General features: G+C 34.5%; 10 protein-coding genes. All 10 read right to left on the bottom strand.

All coding sequences use genetic code 11. The annotated features are described in order from the left end of the window. Positions 1–13 precede the first annotated feature (13 nt). The 10 genes from gndA to truB all read right to left on the bottom strand — a co-directional run bounded on the left by gndA (position 14) and on the right by truB (position 11734). A complete protein-coding gene (gene gndA, locus CBF36_RS03215) occupies positions 14–1441 on the bottom strand; it encodes an NADP-dependent phosphogluconate dehydrogenase (protein ID WP_125956582.1) in 1428 nt (475 codons plus the stop codon). A gap of 112 nt (positions 1442–1553) precedes the next feature. Continuing rightward, positions 1554–2450 (bottom strand): DMT family transporter, encoded by an 897-nt coding sequence (locus CBF36_RS03210; RefSeq protein WP_125956580.1) that lies wholly within the window; start codon positions 2448–2450, stop codon positions 1554–1556. 92 nt (positions 2451–2542) lie between these two features. Further along, positions 2543–3475: a metal ABC transporter substrate-binding protein gene (locus tag CBF36_RS03205; protein ID WP_125956579.1), complete on the bottom strand. Its 933-nt coding sequence runs from the start codon at positions 3473–3475 to the stop codon at positions 2543–2545. A gap of 132 nt (positions 3476–3607) precedes the next feature. Continuing rightward, positions 3608–4771: a molecular chaperone DnaJ gene (dnaJ, locus tag CBF36_RS03200; protein WP_125956577.1), complete on the bottom strand. Its 1164-nt coding sequence runs from the start codon at positions 4769–4771 to the stop codon at positions 3608–3610. 142 nt (positions 4772–4913) lie between these two features. Then, on the bottom strand, positions 4914–6743 hold the full coding sequence (gene dnaK, locus CBF36_RS03195; RefSeq protein ID WP_125956575.1) for a molecular chaperone DnaK: 1830 nt from the start codon (positions 6741–6743) through the stop codon (positions 4914–4916). A 47-nt stretch (positions 6744–6790) separates the two neighbouring features. Continuing rightward, the gene (gene grpE / locus CBF36_RS03190) at positions 6791–7363 is read right to left on the bottom strand and encodes a nucleotide exchange factor GrpE (protein WP_125956573.1); all 573 of its coding nucleotides are present in this window, start codon (positions 7361–7363) and stop codon (positions 6791–6793) included. A gap of 16 nt (positions 7364–7379) precedes the next feature. Further along, the gene (hrcA, locus tag CBF36_RS03185) at positions 7380–8426 is read right to left on the bottom strand and encodes a heat-inducible transcriptional repressor HrcA (protein WP_125956572.1); all 1047 of its coding nucleotides are present in this window, start codon (positions 8424–8426) and stop codon (positions 7380–7382) included. 290 nt (positions 8427–8716) lie between these two features. After that, a complete protein-coding gene (gene hemW, locus CBF36_RS03180) occupies positions 8717–9853 on the bottom strand; it encodes a radical SAM family heme chaperone HemW (protein ID WP_125956570.1) in 1137 nt (378 codons plus the stop codon). Then, positions 9850–10803 (bottom strand): bifunctional riboflavin kinase/FAD synthetase, encoded by a 954-nt coding sequence (locus CBF36_RS03175; RefSeq protein ID WP_125956568.1) that lies wholly within the window; start codon positions 10801–10803, stop codon positions 9850–9852. Before CBF36_RS03175 ends, hemW begins: the two co-directional genes overlap by 4 nt. Positions 10804–10816: 13 nt before the next feature. Next, positions 10817–11734: a tRNA pseudouridine(55) synthase TruB gene (gene truB, locus CBF36_RS03170; RefSeq protein WP_125956566.1), complete on the bottom strand. Its 918-nt coding sequence runs from the start codon at positions 11732–11734 to the stop codon at positions 10817–10819. Between the last annotated feature and the right edge of the window lie 93 nt (positions 11735–11827).

Genomic DNA, 11827 nt, shown 5'->3' with positions numbered 1-11827 from the left:
CTGGAATGTTTTATTATTTATTTTCTTCACCGTACCAATCATAATGGAACACGCCATCACGATCTTTACGTTCATAAGTATGAGCACCAAAGTAATCTCTTTGTGCTTGAATAATATTTGCGGGTAAATCTTTTGTACGATAAGAATCGTAGTAAGAAATAGCTGATGAGAATGTTGGAACAGGTACTCCTGTTTCAACAGCTAACGCTACGACGTCACGGACTGATTGTTGGTATTTTGTTGTAATATCTAAGAAATAATCATCTAAAATAAGATTTTTAATTTCTGGGTTACGGTCATAAGCATCTGTAATTTTTTGTAAGAACTGAGCACGAATAATACATCCGGCTCTAAAGATTTTGGCAATATTACCATAATTTAAATCCCAACCATATTCTTCACTAGCCATACGCATTTGAGCAAATCCTTGAGCATAACTCATGATTTTACTGAAATATAAAGCTTGACGAATTTTTTCAACAAATTCTTTTTTATCTCCAGTAAATTCTTTCACTGGTGGAGCTGGGATAATCTCACTTGCTGCTACACGTTCTGATTTAAGAGCTGAAATATAACGAGCAAATACTGATTCTGTAATAAGCGGTAGTGGTGTTCCTAAATCAAGCGCATTTTGACTTGTCCATTTACCTGTCCCTTTGTTTCCAGCTGCATCTAAAATAACGTCAACAATTGGTTTACCTGTTCCTAAGTCATCTTTACGAGTTAAAATATCAGACGTAATTTCAATTAAGTAGCTATCCAACTCTCCTGTATTCCAGTCTTTAAAGATATCTGCTACTTCCTCAACAGATAAACCTAATACACGAGTTAAAATATCATATGACTCGGCGATTAATTGCATGTCGCCATACTCAATACCGTTATGTACCATTTTAACATAGTGACCTGCACCATTTGGTCCAATATACGTTACACATGGCTCACCATCTTCTGCTTTTGCCGCAATTTGTTCAAAGATTGGGGCTACTAATTCATACGCTTCTTTTTGTCCACCAGGCATCATTGAAGGTCCTTTTAATGCTCCTTCTTCACCACCAGATACACCAGTACCAATAAAGTTGATACCAGATGTAGCGAGTGCTTCATTACGACGAATGGTATCTTTAAAGTAAGTATTTCCTCCATCAATTAAGACATCACCTTCGTCTAAAAATGGTAGTAAACTCTCAATCGTTAAATCAGTTGCTTTACCGGCTTTTACCATTAATAAAATTCGTCTAGGTGTTTCAAGCGAATTAACAAATTCTTCAATCGAATAAGTTGCCACTAATTTTTTATCAGGATGTTCTTTAATCACTTCTTCTGTTTTTGATGATGTACGGTTAAAAACTGAAACAGTATAACCTCTACTTTCAATGTTTAGTGCTAAATTTTTTCCCATGACTGCCATACCGACAACGCCAATTTGTTGTTTAGACATACATCTTCCTCCAATTCATTTTTCAAAAAATGTTTCTTTTTTATCTTTTTTATATCTTGTAAATAATTATAGCCTATTTTACCTAAAATATAAATAGACATGACTTTTCTTATTAAACATCACATCGAGATAAAAGAAACACCGCTAAAATAATGAGGAACATACTAATTATTTCAATCGGTTTTAAGATCAATCCTAAAAATAAGACAGAAAATAACGCCGAACTTAGTGGTTCAAACGATGTTAATAAACTAGAAAATTGTGGTGGAATATATTCCGTACTTTTAAGTAAACAGATATACGAAAATACCGTTCCAATAATAACAATCACTAAAATTCCTAATACCACTCCAGGTGTGAAGTCTGGCATGTTTTTCCAGATGGGTTGATAAACTTGAAATGCTATGCCACCTATAAGCATTCCCCAGCCAATAATTAAGGTTGTTCCATACTTAGCCATAAGTGCTCTAGGTTGAATAATATAAAACGCTCCGAAAAAAGCTGATAACAATCCCCAAAATAATCCATGACTAGAGATAGCTAACTCATTAATGTTTCCTTTCGTCACTAATAAAAACGTTCCCACTAATGAAATTAAAATACTAATAACACTTAATTTATTTGGTAACTCTTTTTTTTCTATAATGAAATAAACCACTAATAATATTGGGGAAAGGTACTGTAAAATAGTAGCAGTTGCTGCATTACTCACTTGTATTGCTTTAAAAAAAGAATACTGTAATCCCAGTACACCTAATACACTAAAAATAATTAATTGCATGAGTTCTTGTTTATGCTTCAGTGGTGACAGACTATCTTTATTCCCTTTCATCATCTGATAAAGTAAGATTAAACACCCAGCTACCATCATTTTAACTCCAACTAACCAACTAGCAGAAATATGTTTATTATTCATTAAATATTCAGCTACCACTCCAGAAACACCCCAAAACACACCTCCCATAATAGCTAATATCATTCCCTTTAATTTATTACTTCCTTTTTTCACCTTATAACCTCCTCTTCCCTTATCGACTTATTCTACAACTAGGAAGGCTATAAAAACAATAAAAACCTAGAAATATTCTAGGTTTCCAACGTTTATTTTATGGTTAATTTTAAATGGTCTAAATTTGTATACATAACAGATAAGTAATCTTCTCCATTATCCATTTCTTTTTTTGTTAAACTTTCTAATGGATTAAGCTCTGAAAGTGTCGCACCTGTTGCACTAGTAATTGTTTCAGCCACTTTTGAAGAAGCACTACTTTCAGTATAAATTACTTTAATATCATCCTTTTTGACTAAATCTTCAATATTTTTTAATTCTTTAGGCGTTGGCTCTTGGTCAGGCGAAATACCCGAAATAGCTACTTGCGTTAAACCATACTGTTTAGCTAAATAAGAAAAAGCTGTGTGCTGTGTCACAAACGTTTTTTGTGTCGCATTTTTTGTTGCATCAACATAAGCTTCATTTAATTTATCTAATTCTTTAATAAAGTCATTTGATTGTTTTTCATAAACATCTTTGTTAGGTGTATCCACTTCAACTAAACCTTTCGTGATGGTTTCTACTTCTTTTTTAGCTAAAACTGGATCAAGCCACACATGAGGATCTAATTCATGATCATGCGAATCTCCTCCTTCATGTTCATGTTCTTCAGTTGCTTCCATTAAATCAATGCCCTGACTTGCTTCAATGACTTTCACTTTTTTTGTATCAATAGATGCAAGTACATCTCTTACCCATGTTTCCATCTCATTTGAATTATAAATAAAGACATCCGCATTTTGAATTTTAGCTAAATCTTTTGCACTTGGTTCATAATCATGGGGCTCTACGCCTGCTTCAGTGAGCACTGTGACATCTGCTTTATCGCCAGTCACTTTTTTGGCAAAGTCATACATTGGATAAAAAGACGTCACAACGTGTAAAGTATCCGCCTCTTTTTTTTCTTCTTTACTTTCTTTTCCACATGCAACTAGTAAACTTACTAGTGTTAATCCTAATATTATTTTAGTTAATCGCTTCATTAAAAATCCTCACTTTCTCTCAAATCGTAAACATTACTGTCTAATGATACATCTTACTTGTTTTCCGAATTTATTTCAAGTAAAAAACAAAAAAAGTAAAACAGTCTAACAGTTTTACTTTTTTCATTTTACTTATTTTTTCTTTTTCTTATGATTTGAAGAAAAAGCATCTTTCATTTTATCAAAAAATCCTTCTTCTTGTTCAACAGCTGCTTTTTCACCATTCAATTCAGCAAATTGACGTAAGAGTTTCTTTTGTTCTTCATTCATTTTGGTTGGTGTATCAACATGAACGGTTACTTGTTGGTCACCATTACCATTTCCACGAAGTTTTGGTGCCCCTTTACCTTTAAGTCTAAAGGTTGTACCTGTTTGTGTACCTGCTGGTATTTTTAATTTCACTCGTCCATGAACAGTTGGAACTTCAATCTCGTCACCTAATGCTGCTTGAACAAATGTAATATGGTGATCATAATAAATTTCAGAGCCATCTCTTTCAAAGATTGGGCTTTCTTCTACCCTAAAGACCACATACAAATCACCATAAGGTCCGCCATTATATCCTGCTTCCCCTTGTCCTGATAAACGCATTTGTTGTCCATCTTCAACACCTGCTGGAACTGTTACTTTAACAGAGTGTGATTTCACCATACGACCTGCTCCATGACAAGTTTCACATTTTTCTTTGATAATTTTACCAGTTCCTTGACATTCATTACAAGGTTGTTGACTCATCATGCGGCCAAGTGGTGTTTGTCTTTCAACATTGATGACACCAGAACCATGACATTTTGGACAGTTTTCAGGGTGTGTTCCTGGTTTTGCTCCAGTTCCATGACATGTTGCACACTCATCTTCACGATTATAGCGAATACTTTTTTCTAATCCAAAAATCGCTTCGTTAAACGTTAAATCCAAGGTGTATTGTAAATCAGAACCCTGTCTCGGCGCATTAGGATTACTTGAACGTCCTCCACCGCCAAAGAATGATTCAAAAATGTCTTCAAACCCTCCGAAACTACCTCCAAAATCTTGGAAACCACCGCCACCAAAACCACCTGCTCCAAAGTTAGGATCAGTACTTGCATGGCCATATTGGTCGTAAGCTGCACGTTTTTGTGCATCACTTAATACTTCAAATGCTTCAGATACTTCTTTAAACTTATCTTCTGCATCGGCTTCTTTATTTATGTCTGGATGATATTTTTTGGATAGTTTTCGATAGGCTTTTTTTATTTCATCATCTGTTGCTGTTTTAGAGACTCCTAAAACCTCATAATAATCTCTTTTGGCCATATTTAACTAACCCTCCATTTTTCTAAAACCTCTAAATTCGTTTAAATCATACCACAATTTAGTCAATTTTAGAATGTTTTATAGTAATAATCAAGAGAAAAAGCCAAAAGCACAATGCTTTGGCTTTTTTCTTAACTCACAATTATTTTTCGTCGTCGTTGATTTCTTCAAAGTCTGCATCAACCACATCATCCGCGCCACTTTGTGCTGCTTCTGGATTTTCTTGTGCTTGTTGTGCTGCTGCTTGTTCATATAATTTAACAGTCAATGCTTGTACGATTTCATTTAATGCATCGCGTTTAGCTTTCATGTCTTCAATATTATTTGCTTCAACAGCTGCTTTTAATTCATCACGAGCTTCTTCAGCTTTTTTCACTTCATCAGCGTCTACTTTACCTTCTAATTCACCTAAAGTTTTATCAACTGAGAATAATAACGCATCGATATCGTTACGTAAATCAACTTCTTCTTTACGTTCTTTATCTGCTTCAGCATTTGCTTCAGCGTCTTTTACCATACGTTCAATTTCTTCATCTGTTAAACCTGAAGATGATTTAATTGTAATAGTTTGTTCTTTTTGAGTACCTAAGTCTTTAGCACTTACATTAACAATACCGTTTTTATCGATATCAAATGATACTTCGATTTGTGGCACACCACGTGGAGCTGCAGGAATATCTGTTAATTGGAATCTTCCTAATGTTTTGTTATCAGCTGCCATTGGACGTTCACCTTGTAATACATGAATATCAACGGCTGGTTGGTTGTCTGCTGCTGTTGAGAAGACTTGTGATTTACTTGTTGGGATTGTTGTGTTACGGTCGATTAATTTAGTGAACACGCCACCCATTGTTTCAATACCTAATGATAATGGTGTTACGTCTAATAATACAACATCTTTCACATCACCAGTGATTACCCCACCTTGGATAGCAGCACCCATTGCCACTACTTCATCAGGGTTAACTGATTTATTAGGTTCTTTTTTAGTTTCTTTTCTTACAGCTTCAACTACTGCAGGAATACGAGTAGATCCACCAACTAAGATAACTTCATCAATTTCTGAAGTTGAAATACCAGCATCTTTGATTGCTTGACGAACTGGAATTTTAGTTCTTTCAACTAAATCAGATGTTAATTCATCAAATTTTGCACGAGTTAAGTTTAACTCTAAGTGAAGAGGTCCAGCTTCTCCAGCAGTGATAAATGGTAAGCTGATTTGAGTGCTTGTTACACCTGATAAATCTTTTTTCGCTTTTTCAGCTGCATCTTTCAAACGTTGTACTGCCATTTTATCTTTAGATAAGTCAATACCATTTTCTTTTTTGAATTCTTCTACTAAGTAGTCGATGATTTTTTCGTCAAAGTCATCCCCACCTAAGTTATTGTCACCTGCAGTTGATAATACATCAAAGACACCATCACCTAATTCAAGGATAGATACGTCAAATGTACCACCACCTAAGTCGAATACTAAAACTTTTTCGTCACGGTCAGTTTTATCTAAACCATAAGCTAAAGCTGCTGCAGTTGGTTCGTTAACAATACGTTCAACTTCTAAACCAGCAATTTTACCAGCATCTTTTGTTGCTTGACGTTGAGCATCATTGAAGTAAGCTGGCACAGTAATAACTGCTTTGTCTACTTTTTCGCCTAAGTAATCTTCAGCAAATCCTTTGATGTATTGTAAAATCATTGCAGAAATTTCTTGAGGTGTGTAAGTTTTTCCTTCAACTTCGACTTTATATCCAGGTTCTCCCATATGACGTTTAATAGAAGAAATAGTATTTGGGTTTGTTACTGCTTGACGTTTAGCAACTTCACCTACTTGGATTTCTCCATTTTTAAATGATACAACAGATGGTGTTGTACGGTTACCTTCTGGATTAGTAATAATTTTTGCTTCTCCGCCTTCTAATACAGCTACTGCAGAGTTTGTTGTTCCTAAGTCAATACCAATTATTTTACTCATATTAAAGATCTCCTTTGTCTAATTAATTTATTTAACTTTCATTTATATTATTGTGTCACAATAACCATTGATGGTCGTAAAATACGATCATGTAAGATATAGCCTTTTTGTAACACTTGAACAATCACATCTGATTCTTGACCATCTTCAGCTGGGACCGTTTGTACAGCTTGATGTAAGTTTGGATCAAAAGCTTCACCTTCAGCTTTTATCTCTTCGATACCAGACTCTTTAAAAGCATGCAACATGCTTTCTCTCACCATCTCAATCCCTTTTTTCATCGCTTCACCATGCTCATCACTTACTTCAATCGCTAACGCACGATCTAAGTTGTCTAAAGCTGGTAGTAATTCTTTTGCTAATTCTTGTGCACGATATCTAGATGCTTCCTCACGCTCTTTTTTATGTCGATTGCGCATATTAGCAATCTCCGCTTGAGCTCTTAGAAATTGATCTTCCATCTTATTTAAATCTTCTTGTAATGTTTCTTCTAAAGATTCTTCAGATTCGGTTTCTTCTACCACTTCTTCGGTTTCAACAGTCTCATTTGTTTCAACTGTCGACTCCTCGTCTTTTTTTTCTTCCTCGTTAACTTTATCAACTGATTCATCTTTTTTCACTTTAGTCAGTCTCCTTTCACTCTCCACTATTTTCCAAATGTCGATAATATGTTTCTAGATGCCTAGATAGCTCATCTGTCAAAACATCCATAACTCCTAACAGTTTCGAATAAGACATGTTAGCAGGTCCTAAAACAGCTACTAAACCTTTACCTCGTTGAAAAACATCATACGATCCAGTCACTAAACTCATATTTTGCAATAAATCATTGTTTAGCTCGTCTCCAATTTTAATATCAATTTTTTCATCTTTATCCGATACAAGAAGCTCAGTCAATTTATCTGTATCACTAATTAAGGAATACACTGACTGAAATTCATTTGGGTTTGTAATCGCTGCTGAATTTAATAAATTCATACCACCACCCACATAAATTTGTTCATCAAAAGCTTGATTAAACACATCTTCAAATAAGAACAAAATATTACTTGAATTGTTAAAGTAACGTTGGAGAACTAATGGAATCTCTGTTCGAAGTTTATGGTAAACTGTCAAAAGTGTTTCTCCCAACAATCGATCATTGATGATTCGAATCATTTTTTCGATATCTTCAGTTGACACTGAACTTGGAATGGAAAACACTTGACTTTCAACATATCCTTGATCAATAACAATAATCGCCATTAATTGACGAGTATTTAATGGAACAATTTGAAATCCAGTTAATCGACGTTCTTTTACCTCAGGCCCTAACGAAAATGCAGTGTAGCTTGTTAGCTCGGATAAAATATTAGCAGACCACTCTATGATTTCATTTGTGGCATTAAATTTGCGATCAAACAATCGTTTAATATGTTGAACATCGGTAGAACTAATCTTACTGGGATCCATTAAATGATCCACATAATAACGATACCCTTGCATTGAAGGAATTCTACCAGAAGACGTGTGCATTTTTTGAATAAGACCAAAATCTTCCAATTTCGATAACTCATTTCGAATAGTTGCTGAACTAACTGTAATCCCGTTATTCATCAAGGTCTTCGATCCAACAGGTTGTCCTGTTTCAGTATAGAGTTGAACTAATAATTGTAAGATGTGTTCTTGTCTAGTACTCAACATGCGAATCACCTTCCTTATTAGCACTCTTTTGTATTAAGTGCTAACTACATTATTCAATATAACAAGGATTAATTTTTTTGTCAACTAAAAACATCTCTTTTTTAGCACTCTTTGTTTCAGAGTGCTAAAATTAACGATACCGTCTTAGAAAAGCTTAATAAATAAAGGATTTGTCTATATTATGACAAATTTATAATCAATTAATCACGAGAATATGTCAGTTTATTTTGTCAAAAAAACGAGAACAACAAAAAAACAGCCTAATTTTTTCTTTTTAGACTGTTTCATGCTTATTTTTCTAATAAAAACTTCTCAAAAACATCATTTCCTAAAATTAACCCTTTATCCGTTAACGAAATAAACCCATCTCTTATTTGAATCATTTCTTCCTCTATTAAACCATCAGCGATACTTCCATAAACTGATTCAAAAGATTGACCAAATTTTTGTTCAAAATTAGGCAGAGAAACACCTTGTTTTTTACGTAATCCTAAAAACATTTCCTCTTCCATTTGATGTTTAATCGTTAAATTTTCTGTTGTAATAGTAGGTAATTTATTTTGTCTTAAAGGTTCTAAGTAATGTTGAATAGGGCCATGATTTTTATAACGAATATTGCCTAAATAACCACTTGCTCCTGCGCCCAATCCATAATAATGATCATTATTCCAGTAAACCAAGTTATGCTTGCTCTCTTTTCCCACTTCAGCGAAATTACTCACTTCATACTGATGTTTTCCGGCTAACGTCATCCGTTCAATTGCTCGCTCAAACATATCACCCTCAACATCAATCCCCGGTAAATGCAACCTGCCTTGTCTTGCCCAATTATAAAACATGGTTTTATTTTCTAAAATTAACGAATACATGGAATAATGAGGTAAATCTAGCGCTAATGCTTTATCAAGTGTGTCTTCAAAACTTTCCATTGTTTGATTTGGTAAAGCATAAATCAAATCAATGCTAACATTTGAAAAGTCTGCTCGCTCTAAAAGTGCCATTGTATCAAATACATCTTGAGCTGAATGTTTTCGGCCAATTTTTTTTAATAACCGATCATCAAATGTTTGAACTCCCATAGATAATCGATTCACTCCATGCGTTTGTAGGACCTTTATTTTGTCCATCGTCAAGTCACCTGGATTAGCTTCCACTGTAAATTCATCACTTGGATTGAATGGTAACAATTCTTTAATACCACTTAACAATCGGTCGAGCTGCTTAGCAGATAAAGATGTCGGCGTACCTCCACCAATATAAATGGTTTCAGTTGTGTCTGATGGATAAGCTTCTTTTGTTAATGTTATCTCTTTTAACAATGCCTCAATGTATTCATCAACAGGTTGTCCTTCAATAAATACTTTATTGAAGTCACAATAAAAACAGATATGTTCACAAAAAGGAATATGTATATAGGCTGACGTCATGCTCGTCCTCCTACTGTATCAAAATAATTCCTTGTATCTTGTTCATCTTGTTTTAGTTGAGCAATTAGTCCATCCACATTATCAAATTTTTTCTCTCCCCGTAAAAAGTGTAGCCACTCAACACTCACTTGTTCTCCGTAAATATCATCTGAAAAATCTAGAATGTTGACTTCAATGGTCATTGGTCGATTGCTTTCAAACGTAATATTGTATCCTATCTGAGCCATACCCATGTACCATTTATTTGCTACTTTTATCTTAACAACATATACCCCACCTGTTGGCAATAGTGAAAATGATGGCACTTTAATGTTAGCTGTTGGGTAGCCTAATAATCGGCCACGTTTATCACCATGCACCACAATGCCTGTTGTTTCATAAGCATACCCTAATAATTTATTAGCTGCACGCATATCACCAATCTTCATGCATTCACGAATCGCTGTTGAACTAACCTTTTCATCATTATCACTTAATTTTTGGACTTCTACAACATCAAATCGACCATTCGCATAGTCCGGCAATATCCTCATATTGGCAATATCTTTTTTGCCATATGTATAGTCAAATCCAGCCACTACCACTTTAGCATGTAATCCGACCATGTATTCATCTACAAAATCTTGTGGTGAAAGACTCGCAAAAGAAGAGGTAAACTCAATGATATATAAATAATCAACACCTAATTCTTTCATTCTCTCTTCTTTTTGCTCAATCGTTGTAATGTATTTCATTTTCTTATGATCTATTTTTTGGAAAACAACTGCTGGATGATGATTAAACGTCATCACAGCCAATTTTAATCCTTTTTCATCCGCAATCGTTTTTGCTGTTCGAATCACTTCTTGATGACCTCTATGAACGCCATCAAAAAAACCTAAAGCTAACACAACATCCTCTTTAGGTAAGTTACATGGATCATACGGATGATGAATATTAATAATTTGCATAACATATACTCCTTTAATCGTTTCGAATCACTTTAACTGGTTTAAATAAACCAGGTTTACTTGGGTGTTTACCATATAAACTAACAAGTTGTTGATTGTAAAATAATGCAATCAACTGTGTGTCATCATATCCCTCAAAAAAAGAATCTGGCATCACTAATCCATTTCTGATTAATTGATACTCATCTGATGTTAATCGTTTTTTAGGAAACGTCTCGACTGCACGCTCAAGGGGATAGAATATTTCTGATGATTGATTATCTTCAACAAGTTCTCTTACTCTTTCTAACGTAATGGCTTCTTTCGCGTCAAAACCACCACTTGATAACCTCGTTAAATCTGACATATGGGCCTCATAGCCTAATTTTTTTCCTGTGTCTACGGCAAGTGTTCTAACGTATGTTCCCTTTGCACAATCCACTTCAAATTTCCATGACTGTGTTTGTTCTTCGTTAGAAAATTCTGGTTGACTAATTCGTTTATAATGATGAATGGTTGTCTGTCTAATAGGACGCTCGACTGTTTCACCTTTTCTCGCATAATCATACAATCGTCGACCATTCACTTTTACTGCTGAATACATAGGAGGCACTTGTTGAATATCACCTGTTAAAGATAACATGGCTTCATCAATTTCTTTTTCTGTTAAAGGCTTAGTAATAGGACTTTTCGCTACAACTTCCCCACTCGCGTCTTCTGTTTCTGTTGAAAAACCCAGTGTTATTTCCCCAACATATATTTTATGAGATTCTTGTAAATACTCAACAACTTTTGTTGCTTTACCGACACAAATAGGCAACACACCATCAACATCCGGATCAAGAGTGCCACTATGTCCAACTTTTTTTGTTTTTAAAATCTTTCTTAACTGGAAGACGCAATCATGACTTGTCATACCACGTGGTTTCCATAGAGGGATAATTCCTTCCATTCATCTTCTCCTACTCTTTTCATCATTTCTTGAATATTATAGCATACTTAAAGACCTAATTAAGACAAAAGAGATTGTAAACATAAAAAAAGG

It is taken from the genome of Vagococcus bubulae (genome assembly GCF_003950315.1).
Lineage (GTDB): Bacteria > Bacillota > Bacilli > Lactobacillales > Vagococcaceae > Vagococcus > Vagococcus bubulae.
The sequence above is the reverse complement of the archived record's forward strand: the minus strand, read 5'-3'. Positions and strand labels throughout refer to the sequence as shown.

Coding starts and splice junctions, on each gene's coding strand:
- CBF36_RS03175 (WP_125956568.1), bottom strand. CDS start 10,803: ATGCAAATTATTAATATTCATCATCCGTATGATCCATGTAACTTACCT.
- dnaJ (WP_125956577.1), bottom strand. CDS start 4,771: ATGGCCAAAAGAGATTATTATGAGGTTTTAGGAGTCTCTAAAACAGCA.
- dnaK (WP_125956575.1), bottom strand. CDS start 6,743: ATGAGTAAAATAATTGGTATTGACTTAGGAACAACAAACTCTGCAGTA.
- CBF36_RS03205 (WP_125956579.1), bottom strand. CDS start 3,475: ATGAAGCGATTAACTAAAATAATATTAGGATTAACACTAGTAAGTTTA.
- hrcA (WP_125956572.1), bottom strand. CDS start 8,426: ATGTTGAGTACTAGACAAGAACACATCTTACAATTATTAGTTCAACTC.
- hemW (WP_125956570.1), bottom strand. CDS start 9,853: ATGACGTCAGCCTATATACATATTCCTTTTTGTGAACATATCTGTTTT.
- gndA (WP_125956582.1), bottom strand. CDS start 1,441: ATGTCTAAACAACAAATTGGCGTTGTCGGTATGGCAGTCATGGGAAAA.
- truB (WP_125956566.1), bottom strand. CDS start 11,734: ATGGAAGGAATTATCCCTCTATGGAAACCACGTGGTATGACAAGTCAT.